Origin of the sequence: Aurantiacibacter luteus, assembly GCF_001010945.1 — a bacterium.
Classification (GTDB): domain Bacteria; phylum Pseudomonadota; class Alphaproteobacteria; order Sphingomonadales; family Sphingomonadaceae; genus Alteraurantiacibacter; species Alteraurantiacibacter luteus.
In genome coordinates this window covers 799,691-819,075 of sequence record NZ_LBHB01000002.1, presented here as the reverse complement: position 1 = coordinate 819,075, position 19,385 = coordinate 799,691, and the positions used below count along the sequence as shown (strand labels likewise).

Here is a 19,385-nt window from a genome sequence, read left to right as displayed (position 1 = left end):
TTCGTTGACTGTGTCCTACCAACCCTTGCGGCTGAGCGTCCATTGCGAGCCGCTGCACAAGCGGCAGTTTTCGCCCGTGAACGTGCGGCCCGCGACTGCATCGCCGCGCAGCTGCCATTCCAGCCAGTCCACCGCCACCTGCGCCGCAGCGCCGCCGTAGGGTTCGAAGAAGGTGCCGCCGTGTCCGACCGGCAGGTCTGCCAGCATGATCGGCACGTGATCGACGCGCGCATAGTCGTCGAGACCATTCGGGTGGGCGATGTCGTTCGGACCGCCCATCACGTAGAGCACCGGCTGGTGGAACCCGCGCAGCATGGCCTTTGACACGGTCATCGACTGGATCGGGCTGGCTTCCGAATTGTAGATCCCGCTGTTATGAATGAGCACGGTGTCGATGCGCGGGTCGGCCGCCGCCTGAATAGCCTGGAGCCCGCCGCAGCTGTGGCCGGCGACTGCCAGCCTGCCCGTCGCCACGCGCCCGTAGAAGGGGCTGGCCGGATCGGCATCCTGCGCGATCGCCCAGTCGATGCCGGCCATCACGTCGGCGACGCTGGTGGCGGGCGGCGGCAGGCCCTCGGCCGGGCGCGGACGCTCCGGCGCGGGGCCGTGGGTGGCACCGGGGCCGCTCCGGCGAGGGCCGGGCGCGATGACGAGGTAGCCGTAGCTGGCAATCTGCGCGAGGTGGAGGCGCGCCGAGCTGCCGTCGTCCGCGCAGCCGCCGTTGCCCCAGACTACCACCGGCATGCTCCCGCCGAAGGGCGGCGCGAGCTCCGCCGGGTGATAGACCACGTGGTCCGGCAGGCTGGCATATTCCTCGATCACCGCGGGATAGGGTCCGTCGCCGGCGGTATCGGGTATGGCATTGCGCGCCTCCATCTGACGACGCATCTCGGCGGGATCGGGAGCCTGCTGGGCACTTGCAGGCGCAAACATCATTGCCGCCATGGCAAGGGGCAGGATGAGCCGCATCATTCGTCTCCTGTCACATTCAGCGGCAATTCGATCCGCGAGCCGTAGGCCCAGCCGTGCGTCACCGTGATGCGCGGCGCGGGATCCTGCCTGAGATCGGCGAGGTTGCGCTGGCGCGGGTCGGCGCCGGTCACCACGAACCGCAAGCGCGAGCCTGCGGGCACGTGGTACGATGTCGCCAGCATGGGCACGATGAGCGTCGCGCTCTGTCCGGCAGGGATCGGCGCGGCGTCCGCCTCGCGCCCCGAATGCCAGGGCAGGCCGAGATTGTCCCAAGGCGCGGCGCTGAGGGCGCGCTGCGAGGCCTTGAGCCGTCCGAAGGAGACGACCTCCGCCGTGCCCCCTGCATCGACCGCTTCGAGATAAACGAAGACATCGACGTCAGGTCGGTCTGCGGCGATGGTGACGTGCGCGGTGGGGAAGCCCAGCAGGTCCATCGGCTCGGCCAGCGGCGCGCCGTCGTAGACGAGGCCGTGTTCGTCGAGCGGACTGGGCCAGAATGCGAAATAGGCATCGTTCGCCACGTCGTAGTCGACGGCAAAGGTCCGCGCCCCCGCCTCGGGCGGGCGTGCAGCCAGCGATCCGTCGCCCAGATACCAGGCCGCCGTCTGCGAGCGCGCACCGGGCCATTCCCCGCCGCGTACATAGTGGCCGGCATCGCCCGTCTCGTCCGACCAGTAGGTCACGCGCGGCTGCTCGGCGAAGCCATTGTCCAGGCCCTTCAGCTCATGGTCGAAGTAGCGCACGATCTCCTGCGTGAAAGCAAAGTCGCGCGGTGTCTCGCAGTGGCTGCCGGGGCCGACCAGCAGACGGCTGCCCAGGTTCTCGGCAGCGAGGATGACGTCGCTGGTCGGCTCGTCGTTCCAGTTGCCCCACATGTAGGTGGCGATGCCGGCTTCGCGGATGGTGTCGGCATACCGCCAGATTGCCACCTCGTCCCAGAAGGCATTGCCCGTCAGCGGGGAGACGCTGTCGCGGTAGGGCATTCCGTACCACAGCCCCGCCATCGAGGTGTTGTCGGCATGCTGCGCCACGGCCTCACGCAGCAGCGCGCCGTCGGGATCGGCATCGACCGGCAGGCTGGCGAGGTCGTCGCTCAGCGGCTCGTCGGGCCGGGTGTTGAATTGCGCGGTGATGCCGCCGCGGCGCACGAAGGCGTACTTGTCCCAGTCGCTCGCCCCGGTGAAGATCGCCCGCAGTGCCGGCGGGGCCGTGCTGGCGGTGTGCATGGTGGTGCCGCCGAGATAGCTGCATCCGACCATGCCGACATCGCCCGTCGAATAGTCGCGCGCGGCAAGCCACTGGACGAGGTCGTGCCCGTCCATCGCCTCGGTCCGGTCCTGGAACCCTCGCCGTGCGCCGAAGCTGGCGCCCTTGCCACGAATGTCCGCCACCGCGACGACATAGCCCGCCCGCAGCAGCGAGCGCAGGCCGAGATTGTCGTTCAGCGCCGTCTCCACGACTTCGCCCTCTGCGTTGCGGATGCGGGCGCGGTAGGGGGTAAAGACGAAGATGACCGGCAGTCGCTCCGTCGCCACCTGCCCGCCGGTTGCCGGACGATAGATGTTCACCGCCAGTCGCGTGCCGTCGCGCACGGGCACGTAAAGCGATTCCCGCGCGTAATCCGGATAGGGCTGCGCGAGGGCCACGGCGGGGGCGCACAGCAATGCCGCAAGTGCCGTCAGCAGCTTCGCCAATGATCGCGCGCTCATGCCTCGGCGAGCCATTGCAGTATCTCCTCGCGGTGCTGGTCGAGCGTGGGCGGCGGCTCTTCGGTGCCCGGACCGCCGGGGGTCATGGCGAAGCCGGCATTGGGCACGGCGACATCGGTTTGCGATCCGTTTGTCGGCACGGCGAAGCGCAGCAGGCTGCCCTCGCGGCAGAGCGAGGCCGCCTCGTCCACGCCGCGCACGAGGCCGCAGGGAATGCCGGCCTCGCTCAGCACACGCTCCCACTCGGCTCCCTCGCGCGTGAGCATGATCGCCTCCAACTCGCCGAACAGCGCGTCGAAGGCCCCGCGCCGCGCGTCGGCATCGGCGAAGCGCGGATCGGTGAGCCACGCCTCGCGCCCCAGCAGCCGGGCGAGCGCATCGAACTGGTTGTCCTGCACCACGCCGAGCGAGACGAACCGCCCGTCCCGCGTGCGGAACACACCCGCGGTCGGCAGCTCCGAATAGCCGGTGTTGCCGAGCCTTCGCAGTGTGTTGCCGGTGGAAAGGAACGGCGTCAGCGCCGAGGTCATGAACGAGAGCGTCGCATCGAGCATGGACACGTCGATGTAGGCGCCCTCGCCCGTGCGGAACCGCTGGATCAGCGCGCCGAGGATGGCGGTGGCCGCCGTCTGGCCGGTCAGGGTATCGACGATGGGGAAGCCGATGCGGATCGGCGGATCGCCCTCCGCGCCCGACAGCATCATCATGCCGCTGGTTGCCTGCACGATGTTGTCGATGGCCGGCCAGTCGCGCTGCGGGCTGTCCTGCCCGTAACCAGAGATCGAGCAGTAGACGAGGCCGGGATTGTCCGCCCGCACTGCCTCGTAGCCGAAGCCGAGCCTGCCGATGGTGCCGGGGCGGAAGTTTTCCAGCAGGACGTCGCTCTTCGCCACGATGCGGCGGGCAATGTCGCGGTCGCCCTCGTCCTTCAGGTCGAGCGCGATGCTCTTCTTGCCCACGTTGGCGGCGATGAAGGCGGGGGACATGCCGCGCATCTCGCGGTTGCTGCCGTAGTTGCGGAACTGGTCGCCCTTGACGGATTCGATCTTGATGACCTCCGCACCCATCAGGCGAAGCAAGTGGCTGGCGAAGGGCCCGGCCATGACATGGCTGAAATCGGCCACGCGAATTCCGGCGAGCGGCTGGTTCAATTCCTCTCTCCACACATGATCTGGTCGCGTCCGCGCACGCTGGCCCGGGCGACTCGGTAGGCGGCCTCCCCGTCGATGCCGAAGCGCGAGAGCTCGCCCGCGTTGGCGCGGCCGATGCGCAGGTACAGGTCGTCGAAGGCTTGCTGGTCCGCCGCGCTGGGCTGCGTGTAGCGCACCACGCCCTCGCCCGCGTCGCGCCCGACCTGCTCGGATGCGACGATCTCCTCGGTCAGCGCCTGCTCCCACACGCGGCTGCTCCGTTCGAGCAGCGCGCGCTCGGCATCGCTCAGCGCATTCCAGCGGGCTGCGCCCATGGCGCGGGCCGGATAGGCGCCGCGCGGCACCTTCAGCTCGAAATAGTTGGTCGCGACCTCGGTGAAGTGCAGCGCGCGAAAGGTATCCGGCGGGGCGATCACGCCGTCGATCACGCCCTTGGCGAGCGCCGAGTAGACTTCGCCCATGGGCATGTTGACCGGGTCCGCGCCCAGTTCGCGCAGCACCGGCAGCAGCTCGGTCGGAGCGCGGATGCGCATGCCGCGCAGGTCATCGAGGCTGTTCACCGCGCGCCTACGGGTCAGCACGCCGGGCAACAGGCCGCCCTGCACGGCGAGAATCTTCAGCCCGCTCAGCTCGCGCGAGATCTGCGGCACGTCCCGCTCCATGCAGCGGTAGAGGGCGACCTGCGATGCGACGCTGTCCGCGCCGCTGTAGAAGCCGGTCTGGATGCGCAGCAGGTGGGTGCCGCCGCGCACGTAGATGGGGGTGATGAGGCCGATGTCGGCGACGCCGTGGCGCAGTTCCTCCATCGACATGTCAGCCGAAAGCAGCGCGCCCGACCAAACCGGGCGGATGACGAGCGAGCCGCCGCTCTCCGCCTCGATCCAGTCCATCCACCGCTGGTCGGCCTTGCTGAATGGATGCGAGGGCGGATAGGGCGTCGCGTAGGTCAGCTCGGTGACACCGGGCGGCACCTCGCGCGCGCAGCCCAGCAGCATCAGCGCCAGCAGGAGCGATGCGAGCAGCCTCATGCCGCCGCTCCCTCGGCCAGCAGAAAGTCCTCGACCATGCCGACCATGCGGTCATGGTCCCAGACCTTGGCATCCACCATGTCGGCATCGATCATCAGCACCGGCACGCCCGCTTCGCGCAGGGCCGCGGCGGTCAGCTTGTTGCCGGACTGGCTGAGGCGGTTGTCGGGGGGCAGCAGCATCACCGCGGCATCGATCCCGCAGCGCTGCGCCTCGCTGACCATCCAGCCGTTCATCCATGGCGGCAGGTGCAGCGTCTCGTTCATGCTGGCGATGCGGCTGGCGAGCGCCTCCATCGGCTTGCCCTTGAGGTCGCGGATGTAGGCCGGGCCGGCGAAGGGCATGTACATCGACCACACGAAGACCGCGCCCATCTTCTCCTCCAATGCCTGGTAGAAGCCAGGATCGTGCCACACGCCCGCGCCGATCCACATCAGCCGCCGCCGCTCGTTGCTGGAGGCACCGTGGCCGCGCGCCACCAGGTCCAGCACCTCGTCGCGGAAGGCCTTGGCGTGGGCGACCGCCCAGTCCGACCCGCGGTGCCATTGCGGGATCATGGTGTTGGGCATCTGCTCGGCGATGGAGACCGGGCACGGACGAGCGGCGCCGATGGCCTGCGCGGCTTCCCAGATGTGGCCTTCCTGCACGTTGATCTGCTCCATCAGGTGATGGAACCTGCCCTCGTCGAAACGGCGGCCAGTGCGGTTTTCAAGCAGCGCGATCAGGTCGCGCATCTCGTCCACCATGTGGGCGATGCGGTCGGGCTGGTAGACCCGCTCCCAGTCGGAGCGCGAGTGCGCGAACCAGTCGGGATCGGCATCGGTCCAGGCGGGCGCTTCCATGGGAAAGAACTCGCTGCCCATCGCCTCCGACCACTGGCCGAAGACGTGCTGGATGCAGTCGCAAGTGAGCCGCGCGACCATGACCGTTGGCGTGGGCAGCCCGCCCCAGGGCGCGGTCTCCGGCTCGTTCGCCAGTGTGCAGGCGAGGCCAAGCGAGCAGTACTTGCAGCTGTTGGCCGGATAGCCCTTGGCCACCATGGCATCGAAGTAGCGCGAGGACAGCTGCTTGGCCGAGATGTAGGCGGACCACCACTGGTTGGTGATGATCGGTATGTCCATCGCGTGGAACAGCTCGTGCGGGGTGTCGGCCTGGACGATGGCATAGGGCTCGCGGTCCTCCACCACGCGGCGACGCAGTTCCTTGCCGAACGCCTTTTGATAATCCGTCGCCGCCTGCGTGCAGGCGAGCGTCTTGCGGCTGCGCTGGTTGGCCGAGGCGTTCATCGGAAAATTCCCTGTTCGAGCAGGTCTTCGAAGCGATCTTCGGGCAGCCCCGCGATGCCGGTCGCCACCGCGCGCGTGTGTTCGCCCATGCCGGGCGCGCGGTAAGGCACCATGCCATCGCGCGAAAAGGCGATGGGCGTGGCGATGTGGCCGAAAGGGCCAAGCAGCGGATGATCTAGCGTGACGAGCGCCTCGCGCCCGGCGATCTGCGGGTCGCGCTCCATCAGGTCCTCGACATCCTGCAACGCGCCCGCGGCAAGGCCGGCAGCCTGCAGTTCAGCGGCGATGGCGTGGTCCTCGCGAGTGCGGGTCCAGGCGGCAATGTCCTCGCCAGTGATGGCGAGAAGGCGGCGTTTCTCGTCGGCGGAAAAGACGCTGATGGCGACCCAGCGATCTTGCCCTGCGGCGGGAAACACGTCCTGGAAGAACACCGCCGGGTCGGCATTGCCCATGCGCTGCGGCTGCTCTCCCGCGAGAGCGGCGGCCAGCGCGGGCCGCATCTGCTGCACGCAGATTTCGTACATACTGGCATCGATGTGGCAGCCCCGCCCGCTCTCGCGCCGATACTGCAGCGCGGCGGCAACGTGGCCCGCCATGACGTAGGGCACGATGACATCGCCGTAGGGCACCGCGCCGGGGATGACCGGATCGCCGTCGCGGTAGCCGGTGAGGTAGGTGCGCCCCGACAGCGCCCCGCCGGTGCCGTCCACGCCCCACTCCTGCGCCAGCGGGCCGGTCTGGCCGAACACGCTGCCCGAGACCATGACGATGTCGGGTCGGCGCGCGGCGAGGTCATCATATCCGAGCCCGAGCTTGGCCATGGTCCCGGGCGAGAAATTCTCAACCACGACGTCCGCCCAATCGATCAGCGGGTTAATCACCTCGCGCGCCTGCGGAGCCTTGAGGTCGATGGTCAGCGAGCGCTTGGACGAGTTGAGGTGTGCGAACCACGGCTTGTCGTCGAGGCTGTCGGCGCTTGAGGCCGAGACCTGCACGTCGAGCCGCGAGAGATCGGGGCGCGCGCGGCTCTCGATCTTGACCACCTCGGCCCCCATGTCGCCCAGCGTCTTGGTGGTGATCGAGCCGACCAGCGCCCAGGCGAAATCGAGTACCTTCACGCCGGACAGCGGACCGGGCCGCTCGCCGTTGTGGACGGCGGGCGCGGCAGCGGCGGCAGGACCGGGGCGAATGGCGGCGAAGCGCTCGGGGAGCCCGCTCGGCGTATCGAGAAATCCGCGCGCGGCGAGATGCGGGTCGGCCAAAACGTCGGCGGGCTCGTTGACCACGCAGGCGTTGATGCCGCGCTCGCGTCCCTCGCCGGCGATCTGCGCCTTGGTGCGACTGGCGAAGAAGGCCGCCATGGCCGACTCCCATGTCGCGCGGACCGCCGGATCGAGCGTGGAGCGGTTGTAGGCCAGCCAGTCGACCTCGCGCATGGGATTGTCGAAGCCCGCCTCGTCCATCCACTGCGACAGCGCGCGATTGGCGGGCGCGCCGAGCCGTCCGGTCATCAGCGCGTGGAAACACCAGCCGTCGGCCAGCCGCCAGATGACCTGCACCTTGGCGCGGCCATAGGCGATGCAGCCGCCTGCCCGGTCCAGCTTGCGGCGGTCGAACTGCCAGACCAGGACGCCGTTGGTGTTTCGGCTCATGGCGACCTGCTGGACGGACACGTCGACGTGCTGGCCCTCTCCGTGCGAGCCGCGCGCATAGTGGGCGGCCATGGCGCCGGCGGCGGCGACCATGTCGGCGTGGAAGATGCAGGCATCGCCCGCTTCCTTGACCGGCTTCTGCCCCGGCTCGCCCGTCAGGCGCAGCGCACCGCCCATGGCCGAGGCGACCAGCTCGCCCCCGCGCCAGTTCTCACGGGGTCCGCCCGAACCGAATGTGGTGACGGAAACGTGGACGGCGCTCGCGGGTATGCCGAGGTCCTTCGTCGCCGCGAGGCCGAGGTCGTCGATGACGAAGCTCGCCCCCGCCACCTCGCCGCCGATCTCCGCCCCGAGCGAGGCGAGGTAGCGCGCAAGCGGGCGCTCCGCCATCGTGCCGAGCGCGGCCACGCTGTGTCCGGCGAGCGGCATCATCGGGCAAGTCCTTTCAGCAATGCGGTAATTTCGTCCGCCGCACCATCGCGCCCGAACCAGTCGCGCCGGGTAAGGACGAGATGCGGAACGCCCGACAACTCCAGCGCACGGCGTTCGGCGGGCAGCTGCCAGGTCTGCGCCTCGTCCTCCTCGATGCGCCAGACGACGACGGCCTGCGCCTGCGTCTCGGCGATGCGGCGCGCCATGCGAGCGGCGGGATCGGCAAAGGCACGCGGTCCGGAATCGAGCGCATGGAGCGCGGTAGCGAGCGCGGCGAACGGGTCGTCGGCCGGCTCGCAGGGCGCATCCTCGCTCCATTGTTGCGCAAGCGTCTCGGCGACAGGCGCAAACCCAGCATTGCGGATGGCGTCGTTCAGTCGGTCGTCCGGCGCGGGGGTGCCGGTGACGAGACAGACAGGGTCGTTGGCCGGGATGGAAGTTTCGGCAGGTGTGAGCGCGTCATTCAGCGCCGCAGCCGTTACGTTCAGCCGTTCGGCCAGCTCGCGCAGCTTCGTCTCGGTGCGCGCGGCGCTCGTCGGGCGCGGTATCTTGGCCACGTCAAAGATCAGGGGTTCCGGCCCGCCCGCGCGGCCCGTTCGCCGCAACTCGCTCAGGTAATAGAACAGCCGCTGCGAGGTATCGTCGGCGCGGCTGAAGAGCACGGCGTCTAGGTGATCGTAGTCGCCCGCAAGCCAGTGATCGAGCACCAGCGGCGCCCAGGGCATGAACTTGCTCTCCATGAACGCCTCGGCCCGCGTGGGCGTGCGGTCGTGATCGAAGGCAAGCGGCCCGGCGTGGCATCCGGCGGCGCGCAGCAGCTGGTGCGGCAGGCACGGGCCGGCGGTGGCTATCTGCGTCATGTGCCGAGCACTCCGGGCAGCCACAGCACCACGGCGGGGAACAGGATGATCATCAGCAGGTGCACGAAATCGCTGGCGAGAAAGGGCAGGACGCCCCTGAAGATGGTCGAGATCGACACGTCCTTGGCCACGCCCTGCATGATGTAGAGGTTCATCCCCAGCGGCGGGTGGACGAAGCCGATCTCCATCGCGCGAGTGATGAAGATGCCGAACCAGATCGCGGTGAGGCCGGTGCTCTCGACGATGGGGAGGAGGATCGGCGTCATCAGCAGCATCAGCGCCAGCCCGTCCAGCACCGAGCCGAGCAGCAGCAGCAGCAGCGCGATCAGGATCAGCGTCGCCACCTGCCCCAGCCCCAGCCCGCTGACGAGCTCGCCCGCCGCGCTGGCGAGGCCGGTCACGCCGATGAAGACCGAGAAGATCAGCGCGCCGATCAGGATCAGGTAGATGAGGCCGGTGGTCCGCAGCGTCTCGTGAAAGGCGTTGAACAGCGCCGCGCGGGTCAGCTTGCGGCGGATCATGGCAGTCACCAGTGCGCCCGCCGCGCCCACGGCGGCGGCCTCGGCCGGACTGATCCAGCCCATGGCGATGCCGCCGATCACCAGCGCGACGATGACGAGGATTTCCCAGATGCGCCTCAGCGAGGCCAGCCGCTCGCCCCAGTCCGCCCGCTCGCCGGTCGTGGCGAGGCCGGGCCGCATCCGCACGAGGATGAAGACGACCGCGGCGTAGAACAGCGCCTGCGTGATGCCGGGAATGATGGCGGCGGTGAACAGCGTGCCGATGCTGGTCTCGGCGATGATGCCGAAGACGATCAGCGCGCCCGAGGGCGGAATCATCTGCCCGAGCGTGCCGCCGGCGGCGATGGTGCCGGTCGCCAGCCGGTCGTCGTAGCCGCGGCGTTTCATCTCGGGATAGGCGACGAGGCCGACGGTGGCGGTCGTGGCGAGGCTGGAGCCGTTGATCGCGCCGAAGCCGCCGCATCCGGCGATGGAGGCGTAGGCGAGGCCGCCCTTGCGGTGGCCGAGAAACTTGGCCGCGGCGTCGAACAGGTCGCGGCTGGCGTCGATCGAGAAGAAGATGTGCGCCATGAACAGGAACAGCGGCAGCGTGCCGAGCTCGTAGCGGGTCAGCGTGTCGATCACGACGACGCCCGCCTTGATGAGCGCGGCCTCCGGCCCCAGCACCACGGCAAGACCGCCCACGCCGACAGCGCCCAGCACCGCGCCGATGCGCCCGCCCGCCAGCAGCAGGGCGAACAGTATCAGGATGCCCACGGCTCCGGTGGCGGCGGTCGAGTAGATCATGCTCCGCCCCCGCCTTCGCGCTCGTTTCGCCGTAACAGACGCAGCGCCAGCAGGACCGCGCAGGCGAGCAGGCAGACGTTGGCGATAAGGCGCAGCGCGAGCCAGGGGACGCCGACCAGCTCGCTCTGCTCGTAGCCGTCCCACAGGTCCGCCATGATCCATACCGAGCCCGCCAGCAGGGCCAGCACGAAAGCCAGCGTCAGCAGGTCGGAGAACAGGTCCGCCACTCGGCGCGCGGGCGGCGAGAGGCGCTCCACCACGATGCGGACGCGGGCGTGCGAAAGGTCCCAGGTCGCCACGACCAGCCCGACCGATCCGGAGACGAGGACGATGGCCTGCATCAGCTCGATCGAACCGTGGAGCGGCAGCCCGACATGCCGCCCGATGACGGCGAACGTATCGACCAGCGTCGCCGCCAGCAGCGCCAGCCCGCCGATCCAGATGACGAGGGTCTTCGCCGTGCTCATGCCGCGGCCCTGACGGTGAAGTCTTCGCCAACCTCGATGGCCGGCAGACCGGCGGCAAGGGTAATGCGTTCGAGATATTCGGCGATGGCCCGCGCCCGCTCGCCCGAAGCCAGCACCGGGCGGCCCGGCGGCTCGACGTCCACCGGCACGATGGCGGCCTCGATACGGCCGTCGGCGCGCAGGGTGAGCAGGCCGATGAAGGCATTGACCGCCTCGGGGTGAAACGGCGCGAGGGTATAGGCCGGGTCCGGCGTGAAGCCGAACATGCGCTGGCGCTGCTCGGCCCATTCGCGGCGGGCCGGATGGTCCTGCTGCGGCGAGAGCGCGGAGGTCACCACGCAGCCGTTGCCGAGGCCGTGGAAGATCGGCTTGCCGCGATGGAACTCGATCCCGCGAACGATGTGCGCGTGATGCGACAGGACGGCGTCTGCGCCCGCGTCGATGGCGGCGCGGGCAATGTCGCGCTCGTAGGGTTGCAGCATGGCGGGGGTATGCACCTGCCCCTTGTGCAAGGCCACCAGCACCAAGTCCGCAGCCCCGCGTGCCGCGTTCACATCTTCCAAAAGAGTCTCGAGAGCTTCCGGGTGGACGCTCTCGAGACAGGCCTTGGGAGACACTGCCGCGCCATCGGCAGCGATCATTCTGAGATAGGCGCACCCCGCCCTGCCCGGCCCGGCCCAGGCTGCTTCGGGCCCGACGCAGTTGTAGCTGAGGAGCGCGATCCGCCGCCCGCCGACATCGGCGAAGGCGGGCTTGCGTGCCTGTGCGAGATCGGCTCCCGCCCCGGCATGGGCCACGCCTGCGGCGTCGAGTAGCGCACGGGTCTCGGCGATACCCTCGGCCCCGCAGTCGGCGATGTGGTTGCCGGCGAGGCTGACCATCCCGATGCCCGCGCGGGCGATTGCGGCGATATTCTCCGGCGGCGCGCCGCGTGCCGGCACGTCGCCCACCATCTCGTGCGCCGAGGTCGTGTGCGGCACCTCCAGATGGGCGATGGCGAGATCGGCAGCGCGGATCGCGGGCGCGATGCCGGACAGCCAGTGGTCGGCATCGGGCTCATCGAGCACGAGGTCGCCGAGCACGGCTATCTGGACATCGTCTATCATCATGCGACCCGTGTAGCGCAGCCTAGAAGCGGACGCGCGCTCCCACGGCGAAGAACCGGCCCACGGGGTTGGCCGCGGTGGCATCGTAGCCGCCGCTGCCGTTTCCGCTCGGGGCAAGGTTCACGTAGGGCGGGTCCTCGTCGAACATGTTGCGCACCTCGCCGGTCAACTCCAGCCCGCTCAGCCGGTCGAAGCCGAAAGCCTCGCCGATGCGGTACGTGATGCTGAAGTCGACCGGCGTATAGCTGTCGACTTCCTGGTTGGGCGTGACGAGAGTGTTGGTGTATCCGCCAACGTGGGTCGCCGAGAGGCGGCTGGTGAAGGGGCCGTGGTCCCAATTGACGGCGAAGCGCGCCTTGAACTTCAGCGGCTGGAAGATGATGTTGAGCTGGTCGAGCAGGTCCGCTTGCGGAGCCACCGCCACCTGGTAATCGGTGAGGTAGGTTCCCGAAGCGCTGAGACGCACGACATCGTTGGCACCCAGATCCATGCGGTAGTTGATGAGCGCATCGAAGCCGCGGGTAATCGACTTGCCGAGGTTTCGCGAACGGCCGTCCACGAACACGTCGATGTTCGCAAGGCTGCCGCCGGGGAAAGCGCCGAGCACGCCCACGCCGGCATCGATCTGCCGCTGGATCTCCGCCCGCGCCGCCGCGCCGCGCAGAATAACGCCGGTGCCAGCGAACTGACTCTCCTGCCCGAGGATCGTCAGGTTCGACAGGTTGGCGCTCACCTGGTTGTCGTAGGAGACGTCGAAGTAGGTCAGCGACAGGTTGAGATCGTCGATCGGCTCGTAGTCGAAACCGACCGACCAGGTCTCGGCGGTTTCCGGCCCGAGGTCGAGGTTGGGGCCCGATAGCGCAACACCCACCAGCGGCGCGCCGCCTGCCGGGTTCTGGTAGTTCTGCACGAACAGGTTGTTGGAGTTGCCGTAGATCTCCGGGATCGTCGGCGCGCGGAAGGAAGTGCCGTAGGAACCGCGCAGGGTCAGCCGGTCGATCGGCTCCCAGTTGATGCCGAACTGCGGGTTCGTGGTGTCGCCGGCATCGGAATAGCTGTCGTAGCGAATGGCCGCGACCACCTCGAGCGACTGGAAGCCGGGCATAGCGTTTTCGGGACCGAAGATTGGCACCAGAAGCTCGCCGTAAACCGAATCCACCGTGCGATCGAAGGTGCGGAAGGTGATGGGATTGGTCGGCGCACCCCGCGCGACACCGAGGTCCACGGTGAAGTCCTGTCGTTCGTACCCGAAGGCCGCCCGTACCTCGCCGCCCGGCAGCTGGAAAAGCGGACCGCTGGCGCCGACCTCGTAGAAGGTCAGCTGGCCATCGGTGGGGGCGAGAAAAATCTGATTGAAGATGCCGTCGATCACCGACTGGCTGGTTTGCCCGCCGAACGGGTCGAAGGCGGTCGCCGGATTGGTGCTCGTGAGCGCGGCATTGAGAGCGGCATTGTTGATGCCGGTGTAGCTGCCCGAGAAATCGTGCGTCTCGCCATAGGCGACCAGCCCCTCCAGCTCCCAGTCGAAGGGAAGCTGCACGCGCACGCCTGGGCTGATCTGCCAGCTTTCGGCAGAGCCGAACGATTCCTGCGTCGGGATTTGCGGACCGACGAAGGCATAGTCGACCTGATAGCTGGTGCCGGTGAACCCCGCCGGGCGCACGAAGTAGGGGTTGGTCTGCGGCACGGTGAGACGCGCCGAGGGATTGGCGTTGAGGCGGCGGAAGTTCCGCTTGGAATAGAACCCGTCGTAGAACACTTCCAGCCAGTCGGTCAGCTCGAAGGTGCCGGTGGAGTTGACGCTGTCGTAGCGCTGCTCGGGGATCAGGTCCTGTCCGGCCAGCGCGTCGCAGCGGTTGGCAGTGCCCGCCTGCAGCGCGGTGCCGGCGGTGAAGTTCACCGGCAGCGCAAAGGTCGCGCCGTTTGCAACGAGTGTGCCCGGACTGCACCGGGTGACGCGGTAATCGTTGCCGCCAAATGGCGTCTGGTCGCTGGTGAAGAAGTCGCGGTCGTCGCCGTTGAGGTTGGAGCGCTCGACGTGCTCGTAGGCCACCATCAGCTGCCCGCGATCGAAGCGGATGCCGCCCGCCGCGCCCACCGACCATTCGTCAAAGGCGTGGTCGTCGGAGAAACCGTAGCGCCCGAAGGCCTCGAAGCCGTCGAGGCTGCGGCGCGGAATGATGTTGACCACACCCGCCACCGCGTCCGAGCCGTAGATCGCCGAGGCGCCATTGGCGACGACCTCGACCCGCTCCACGCCGAGCGTCGGCAGGACGGAAGGATCGGTGGAGCGCGAATTGTTGACCACCCGGTGCCCGTCAATCAGCACCAGCGTGGCATAGGGGCCGATGCCGCGCAGGTTCACGCTGTTGCCGTAGGTGATATTGCCCGACCCGCCGGCCTGACCACGCGAGTTTTCCGACACGCCGAGATCGAAGACCTGCGGCAATTCCTTGATGACGCGGTCGATGGTGACGTTGCCCGAGGCCGCGATCTCTTCCTGGCCGAGGATGACGGCCGTTGCGCCCACCGGCGCTTCGCCCTGGCTGACGCGGCTGCCGGTGACGATAATCGCGTCCTCCACGTCCTCGTCCTGCACGGGGGCAGGCGTCACGGCCTGCGCGAGGGCGGGACTCGATGCAGCCAGCATGGCAGCGGCAATGGCGATGGCGGAACCGCTGCGTGCAAGCAGCGCGGCCGACAAATTGGCTTTCACGAACATAACCTCTCCCCGGTGCGTTTGCCTCTTTGCGAGGGCCACAACTCGAATGTCCGACTAGTCTGCCCAAGCCAGCGCCGTTGCAACGGAAATTTGGACAACGAGATTGTTGACAATCTTGTCGGCGGTTTGCAGTCTTGCCCAATGGAAGCCGCCATTGAGAAGCTCGCCAAGCGGGGGCCCAGCGCCTCGCACATCGCCGACTGGATCCGCTCGCAGATCAGGGGCAACCGCCTTGTGCCCGGTCAGCGGCTGGTGGAGGTCGACATCATCCGCCAGACCGGCGGGAGCCGCTTCAAGGTGCGCGAGGCCTACCAGCGTCTCGCGGCGGAAGGCCTGCTGGAGATCGAGGAGTATCGCGGAGCCAGGGTACGCGGCGCCTCGATGGACGAAGTGCGCCAGCTCTATCGCGCCCGCGCCGCGCTTGAAGCGCTGTGTGCTGCGGACTTCACGCGCAAAGCCTCGGACGAAGAGATCGCCCGCCTTGGCGAGATCGCGCGGCAGATGGAAGAGTGCGTTGAATCAGAACAACCGCAGGAGTTCGGCAAGCTCAATGCCGAGTGGCACACCCTGCTCATGCGCGGCGCGGGCAATGCGGTGATCGAGGACATGGTTCGCCGCCTCAACACGCCTGTCCACCACCTGCTGTTCGGCACTTTTTATCGCGGCGAACGGCTGCGCGAAGCTGCCCGCGATCACCGCCGTATCCTCGATGCGATCGAAGCGCGCAATCCAGACGGCGCCGAGTGCGAGATGCGGGCGCACGTCGAGAACGGGCTGTCGTTCCTGAGCGAACTGGATCGCGCTGTGCATCTGGAAGACTGAAGAAGCGTACGGGCGCTTACGGCGGGATCTCGCGTGCTGGTGAGCCCGACAGGATTGTTTCGCCGCTACGCGGCTGCACGGTCTCCGCTTCGCTCCGACTTCGAACCCGGGGCATCGATCCTGAAGCGCCGCACCACAGCACCACACCCTTGCGGGGTGTTATGCTGTGGTGAGCCCGACAGGATTCGAACCTGTGACCCGCTGATTAAAAGTCAGCTGCTCTACCTACTGAGCTACGGGCCCGACCAGTGCGGCGTCACCTAGGCAGGGGCTTGGGGCGGGTCAAGCGGGCGTTGAGCTGGGCGAGCGTCAGGCCGCTCACCGGGTCGCGCCAGCCGGGGGCGATCTCGGCCGCAGGGCCGAGCACGAAGGTGCGCTGCCGGAACAGCGGATGCGGCAAGCAGAGGTCCGGGCTGGCGACAATGCCGCCGCTCCAAAGCACCAAGTCGAGATCGATCGTGCGTGCGCGCCAGCGCTGGCCGCGCCGCTTTCTCCCAAGATCGGTTTCGAGCCGTTGCAACTCGCGTAGCAGGGTGAGCGGCTCGAGATCGCCCTCCAGCACGAGGGCGGCGTTAGCATAGGTGCGCTGCGAGGGGCCGACGGGTGCGCTCGCCATGATGGGCGAACGGGCGACGATTTCGCCCAGATCGCCGTCCATAAGGTCTATCGCCGCGGCCACTACCTCGCGGGGCGAGCCGAGGCGCGGATGGCGCTGGTTGCTGCCGAGCGCCACCAGATATGTGTGGTGCGCGCTCAGATGTCCTCGGCGATGCGGCCGTAGAGCTGCGGGCGGCGGTCGCGGAAGAAGCCCCAGCTCGCCCGGTGCTCGCGCGCGGCGTCGAGGTCGAGCGTGGCGGTCAGCACGCCGGTTTCGCCCGCGCCGTACTCGGCGATCATGTCGCCCCATTCGTCGCAGATGAAGCTGTGGCCGTAGAAGCGGTTGCCCGCTTCCTGGCTGCCCTCGTGGCCGATCCGGTTGGCGGCGACCACGGGCATGCAGTTGGACACCGCATGGCCGATCATCGCGCGACGCCACATGCGGCTGGTGTCCATCTCCGCGTCCTTTGGCTCGGAGCCGATGGCGGTGGGGTAGAACAGCACCTGCGCGCCCTTCAGCGCGAGGCAGCGCGCGGTTTCGGGGTACCACTGGTCCCAGCAGATGCCGATGCCGATGCGCGCGCCGAAAACGTCCCACACCTTGAAGCCGTCGTTACCGGGGCGGAAATAGAATTTTTCCTCGTAGCCCGGCCCGTCGGGGATGTGGCTCTTGCGGTAGGTGCCCAAGATCTCGCCGTCCGACCCGATCATGGCGAGGGTGTTGTAGTAGTGATGCCCGTCGCGCTCGAAGAAGCTGGTGGGAATGGCGACGCCCAGTTTCGCCGCCAGTTGCTGCATCGCGATCACCGAGGGGTGCTCCGCGGTCGGCCTCGCCAGCGCGAAGAAGGCGTCCTTTTCCTCGCGGCAGAAATAGGGGCCGGAGAACAGCTCGGGCGGCAGCACCACCTGCGCGCCCTTGCCCGCGGCCTCCTCGACTAGCGCGGAGACGGCGGCGATGTTCTCGGCCTCGTCCTCCGATCCGAGGGCGAGTTGCAGGGCGGCGACGGTGAGCGTGGTCATCCGCCAGCCGTTACTTCTCGGTGAGCGCGAAGTCCACTTGCACCGCGACGCTGCTGGTCGTCTGCCCCGGCATGATCGTAGCGCTGACCGCCGCGCCTTCCTCGGGCATGGGCGCGTTGAGGATCGGCGGCGGCGGGGCGACGGCAGGCGGCGCGGGCGGCGGCAGCATCCGGCCCGCCGCATCCATCGCCGTCGCCTGCGCCGCGCCGAAGTAGCGCCCTCCCTGCGCCCCGCCCGCGTCGCGGATGTAGAGCACGCGCTCGATCTCCATGCCCGCCGCCTCTGCATAGGCTTCCGCCCGTCGCCGCGCGGCCTGGTAGGCGTTGGCGTAGGCGGAGTTGGCCGCGGCCTCGGGGTCGGACAGGCGCAGGTCGGGACCGGAGACGATGTTCGCCCCCACCCCCGTCACCGCGGTCACCGCCGGCCCCGCCTTGGCGACATCGCGCACGCGGACCGATAGCGTATTGTAGGCCTGAAACTGCCCGCGTCGGTCGCCGTAGTCGATGCGCTGCACGTTGACGGCGCTGGTCTGGATGTCGTCCTCGGCGATGCCGAGCTGGCGCAGAGCGGCGACGATCTCGGCGATGTCGGACTGCGTCTCGCGGCTGGCGGCCTCGGCGGTGGCGGCCCAGTTCTGCACACCCGCCTGGAACTGCGCCTCGTCCGGCCGCGTGTCGGCATAGCCGGTGGCGCTGACCGAAAGCAGCGTCTCCTGTTTCTCAACCCCGCGCGGATCGTAGACCGTGTCCCCGCACCCGGCGAGCGGGAGGATGGTGACGGGGCACAGGGCGGCGACGGCGAGCTTCTTCATGCGGGCGACCTCTAGATGTTACACTGTAACATCTATGACCAGGCAAGGCTTAACGTCAAGTCAGCTCGAATGGTCGGAGATGATACGCCAGTGGCCGCCCTCGTCGCGCTCGAACACCAGGCTTGTCCAGCCGGTGGCGGGCGGTTTGCCCTCCGGGTATTCGAGGACGTATTGGCCCACATAGAGCGCATGGTTTTGCCCAAGCGGGCGGAAGTCCTCGGTGAAGAAGCTCAGCACTCCGCGATCGGAGGGATCGGGGCCGGACCAGTCGTAGCGGTCGCGGTAGCGCGTCTCGATCTCGCCGCGCCCGTGGATCACCTCCTCGCCGCCGACGAAGGCCGTTCGCGGATCGCCGGAGTAAATGTCGAGGAAGCGCGTCATGTCGCCCTCGTTCCAGCCCGCGGCGCTATCGGTCAGCGCGGCCTCGATGTCGGCGACCTGCGGTTCCTCGACCGTGGGTTGCGGCGCAGGCTTGTCGCGGTTGCAGGCGGCGAGCGCCAAGGCGCCCGCCAGGAGGAGGGCGAACCGCATCAGGGGCGCTTGCGGAACAGGAGGGTCATGCGGTCGCTCTCGCCGATGGCGGCACGGCGGGCGCGTTCCGGGCTGCCCTCCGGCGCATTGCCGAAGCTGGGCGGCAGGTTCCAAACGCCGCCTTCCCAGTCCGCCGGGTCGTTCGGGTTGGCGTTGATCTCGCTGCGGGCGACGAGCTCGAACCCGTAGGCCTCGAACATGCCGATCACGTCCTGCTCGCGCTGGTAGCCATTGTTGCCGAGCACGTAGTCGGCGGGCGCATCGGGGTTCGCGCGGTGCTGCACCACGCCGATCATGCCGTCGGGCTTCAGCAGCGTGCGCGCGGCGACCAGCGTATCGTGGAGGAAGCCCATGCGGCGAAGATTGTGGATCTCGCGGAAGATCAGCACCCGGTCGACCGTGCCCGCGCGGCTCGCCACCGCCTCGTCGCCGACGTTGAGGCCGACCACCGGCGCACCGTCGCTGCCCACCCAGCCGGTCGCGCTTTCGGGCAGGCGGGTGGCGGCGTTGGCGTAGTTGTTCCAGCCTGCCGAGAGGCCGGGACGGATCAGCGGGTCGAGCCCGATGTATGTCCCCTCGCTGCCGAGGTAGGGCACCAGCACGCGGGTGTACCACCCGCTCGCCGGCATCACGTCGACCACGGTCATCCCCGGCATCACGCCGAAGAACTCCAGCGTCTCGGCCGGATGGCGATACTGGTCGCGCGCCCGGTCGCGCTCGCGGCGCGGGTGCAGCAGCACGCTCTCCATGTTGAGCGCACGCTCCTGGTAGCTGCCGGGCATGGCCTCCTGCGCGGCGGCGGGCGCGGGCATCACGCCGAGCGTGAGGGCGGTCGCGAGGATGGCGGCAAGTCGCATGGAAATCTCCCTGTTCATTGCCCGCGAAACTAGCGCGCGCGCAGTGGATGACAAG

The 19,385-nt window shown here is 68.5% G+C and carries 17 protein-coding genes and 1 tRNA gene; 1 reads left to right on the top strand and 17 read right to left on the bottom strand.

Translation table 11 applies throughout. The features are described 5' to 3' along the window. Positions 1–15: 15 nt before the first annotated feature. The 11 genes from AAW00_RS10475 to AAW00_RS10425 are packed head-to-tail and all read right to left on the bottom strand — an operon-like array spanning position 16 to position 14,686. Positions 16–972 carry a dienelactone hydrolase family protein gene (locus AAW00_RS10475; protein WP_241461698.1) on the bottom strand — a complete coding sequence of 319 codons (957 nt, stop codon included), beginning with the start codon at positions 970–972 and terminating at the stop codon, positions 16–18. Next, positions 969–2,696, bottom strand: a complete 1,728-nt coding sequence (locus tag AAW00_RS10470) for a CocE/NonD family hydrolase (protein ID WP_082125013.1) — start codon at positions 2,694–2,696, stop codon at positions 969–971. The genes AAW00_RS10475 and AAW00_RS10470 overlap by 4 nt, the downstream gene beginning before the upstream one ends. Further along, complete coding sequence (locus tag AAW00_RS10465; RefSeq protein ID WP_047004254.1) at positions 2,678–3,832, bottom strand: CaiB/BaiF CoA transferase family protein; 1,155 nt, start codon at positions 3,830–3,832, stop codon at positions 2,678–2,680. The genes AAW00_RS10470 and AAW00_RS10465 overlap by 19 nt, the downstream gene beginning before the upstream one ends. Beyond that, positions 3,829–4,860 carry a TRAP transporter substrate-binding protein DctP gene (gene dctP / locus AAW00_RS10460; protein WP_047004253.1) on the bottom strand — a complete coding sequence of 344 codons (1,032 nt, stop codon included), beginning with the start codon at positions 4,858–4,860 and terminating at the stop codon, positions 3,829–3,831. The genes AAW00_RS10465 and dctP overlap by 4 nt, the downstream gene beginning before the upstream one ends. Next, positions 4,857–6,146: a 2-hydroxyacyl-CoA dehydratase subunit D gene (locus AAW00_RS10455; protein ID WP_047004252.1), complete on the bottom strand. Its 1,290-nt coding sequence runs from the start codon at positions 6,144–6,146 to the stop codon at positions 4,857–4,859. Before AAW00_RS10455 ends, dctP begins: the two co-directional genes overlap by 4 nt. Further along, a complete protein-coding gene (locus AAW00_RS10450; RefSeq protein WP_047004251.1) occupies positions 6,143–8,230 on the bottom strand; it encodes a CaiB/BaiF CoA-transferase family protein in 2,088 nt (695 codons plus the stop codon). The genes AAW00_RS10455 and AAW00_RS10450 overlap by 4 nt, the downstream gene beginning before the upstream one ends. Continuing rightward, positions 8,227–9,090, bottom strand: a complete 864-nt coding sequence (locus tag AAW00_RS15180) for a hypothetical protein (RefSeq protein WP_047004250.1) — start codon at positions 9,088–9,090, stop codon at positions 8,227–8,229. The genes AAW00_RS10450 and AAW00_RS15180 overlap by 4 nt, the downstream gene beginning before the upstream one ends. Then, positions 9,087–10,397: a TRAP transporter large permease gene (locus AAW00_RS10440; RefSeq protein ID WP_047004249.1), complete on the bottom strand. Its 1,311-nt coding sequence runs from the start codon at positions 10,395–10,397 to the stop codon at positions 9,087–9,089. Before AAW00_RS10440 ends, AAW00_RS15180 begins: the two co-directional genes overlap by 4 nt. Beyond that, complete coding sequence (locus tag AAW00_RS10435) at positions 10,394–10,864, bottom strand: TRAP transporter small permease (RefSeq protein WP_047004248.1); 471 nt, start codon at positions 10,862–10,864, stop codon at positions 10,394–10,396. Before AAW00_RS10435 ends, AAW00_RS10440 begins: the two co-directional genes overlap by 4 nt. Next, on the bottom strand, positions 10,861–11,973 hold the full coding sequence (locus tag AAW00_RS10430) for a CapA family protein (protein WP_241461697.1): 1,113 nt from the start codon (positions 11,971–11,973) through the stop codon (positions 10,861–10,863). Before AAW00_RS10430 ends, AAW00_RS10435 begins: the two co-directional genes overlap by 4 nt. Before the next feature lie 19 nt (positions 11,974–11,992). After that, positions 11,993–14,686 carry a TonB-dependent receptor plug domain-containing protein gene (locus AAW00_RS10425; RefSeq protein ID WP_162199427.1) on the bottom strand — a complete coding sequence of 898 codons (2,694 nt, stop codon included), beginning with the start codon at positions 14,684–14,686 and terminating at the stop codon, positions 11,993–11,995. A gap of 147 nt (positions 14,687–14,833) precedes the next feature. Here AAW00_RS10425 and AAW00_RS10420 point away from each other — a divergent pair, with 147 nt between their 5' ends. Then, on the top strand, positions 14,834–15,514 hold the full coding sequence (locus tag AAW00_RS10420) for a GntR family transcriptional regulator (RefSeq protein WP_052761874.1): 681 nt from the start codon (positions 14,834–14,836) through the stop codon (positions 15,512–15,514). Positions 15,515–15,681: 167 nt separating this feature from the next. Here AAW00_RS10420 and AAW00_RS10415 read toward each other — a convergent pair. The 6 genes from AAW00_RS10415 to AAW00_RS10390 form a co-directional block, all read right to left on the bottom strand. Beyond that, a tRNA-Lys gene (locus tag AAW00_RS10415) sits at positions 15,682–15,757 on the bottom strand. Positions 15,758–15,770: 13 nt separating this feature from the next. Continuing rightward, on the bottom strand, positions 15,771–16,247 hold the full coding sequence (gene folK, locus AAW00_RS10410) for a 2-amino-4-hydroxy-6-hydroxymethyldihydropteridine diphosphokinase (RefSeq protein ID WP_241461692.1): 477 nt from the start codon (positions 16,245–16,247) through the stop codon (positions 15,771–15,773). Between the two features lie 20 nt (positions 16,248–16,267). Then, positions 16,268–17,131 carry an N-carbamoylputrescine amidase gene (gene aguB / locus AAW00_RS10405; protein ID WP_047004246.1) on the bottom strand — a complete coding sequence of 288 codons (864 nt, stop codon included), beginning with the start codon at positions 17,129–17,131 and terminating at the stop codon, positions 16,268–16,270. A 10-nt stretch (positions 17,132–17,141) separates the two neighbouring features. Beyond that, a complete protein-coding gene (locus tag AAW00_RS10400) occupies positions 17,142–17,942 on the bottom strand; it encodes an SIMPL domain-containing protein (RefSeq protein ID WP_047004245.1) in 801 nt (266 codons plus the stop codon). Between the two features lie 60 nt (positions 17,943–18,002). After that, positions 18,003–18,473 (bottom strand): YybH family protein, encoded by a 471-nt coding sequence (locus AAW00_RS10395; protein WP_047004244.1) that lies wholly within the window; start codon positions 18,471–18,473, stop codon positions 18,003–18,005. Further along, positions 18,473–19,348: a class I SAM-dependent methyltransferase gene (locus AAW00_RS10390; protein ID WP_052761873.1), complete on the bottom strand. Its 876-nt coding sequence runs from the start codon at positions 19,346–19,348 to the stop codon at positions 18,473–18,475. The genes AAW00_RS10395 and AAW00_RS10390 overlap by 1 nt, the downstream gene beginning before the upstream one ends. Between the last annotated feature and the right edge of the window lie 37 nt (positions 19,349–19,385).

Bases quoted from the DNA above. Each gene is read 5' to 3' on its own strand.
- AAW00_RS10390 (WP_052761873.1), bottom strand. From the start codon at position 19,348: ATGAACAGGGAGATTTCCATGCGACTTGCCGCCATCCTCGCGACCGCC.
- aguB (WP_047004246.1), bottom strand. From the start codon at position 17,131: ATGACCACGCTCACCGTCGCCGCCCTGCAACTCGCCCTCGGATCGGAG.
- AAW00_RS10470 (WP_082125013.1), bottom strand. From the start codon at position 2,696: ATGGCTCGCCGAGGCATGAGCGCGCGATCATTGGCGAAGCTGCTGACG.
- AAW00_RS10435 (WP_047004248.1), bottom strand. From the start codon at position 10,864: ATGAGCACGGCGAAGACCCTCGTCATCTGGATCGGCGGGCTGGCGCTG.
- AAW00_RS10455 (WP_047004252.1), bottom strand. From the start codon at position 6,146: ATGAACGCCTCGGCCAACCAGCGCAGCCGCAAGACGCTCGCCTGCACG.
- AAW00_RS10395 (WP_047004244.1), bottom strand. From the start codon at position 18,473: ATGCGGTTCGCCCTCCTCCTGGCGGGCGCCTTGGCGCTCGCCGCCTGC.
- AAW00_RS10475 (WP_241461698.1), bottom strand. From the start codon at position 972: ATGATGCGGCTCATCCTGCCCCTTGCCATGGCGGCAATGATGTTTGCG.
- AAW00_RS15180 (WP_047004250.1), bottom strand. From the start codon at position 9,090: ATGACGCAGATAGCCACCGCCGGCCCGTGCCTGCCGCACCAGCTGCTG.
- AAW00_RS10420 (WP_052761874.1), top strand. From the start codon at position 14,834: ATGGAAGCCGCCATTGAGAAGCTCGCCAAGCGGGGGCCCAGCGCCTCG.
- AAW00_RS10440 (WP_047004249.1), bottom strand. From the start codon at position 10,397: ATGATCTACTCGACCGCCGCCACCGGAGCCGTGGGCATCCTGATACTG.
- AAW00_RS10400 (WP_047004245.1), bottom strand. From the start codon at position 17,942: ATGAAGAAGCTCGCCGTCGCCGCCCTGTGCCCCGTCACCATCCTCCCG.
- dctP (WP_047004253.1), bottom strand. From the start codon at position 4,860: ATGAGGCTGCTCGCATCGCTCCTGCTGGCGCTGATGCTGCTGGGCTGC.
- AAW00_RS10430 (WP_241461697.1), bottom strand. From the start codon at position 11,973: ATGATGATAGACGATGTCCAGATAGCCGTGCTCGGCGACCTCGTGCTC.
- AAW00_RS10450 (WP_047004251.1), bottom strand. From the start codon at position 8,230: ATGATGCCGCTCGCCGGACACAGCGTGGCCGCGCTCGGCACGATGGCG.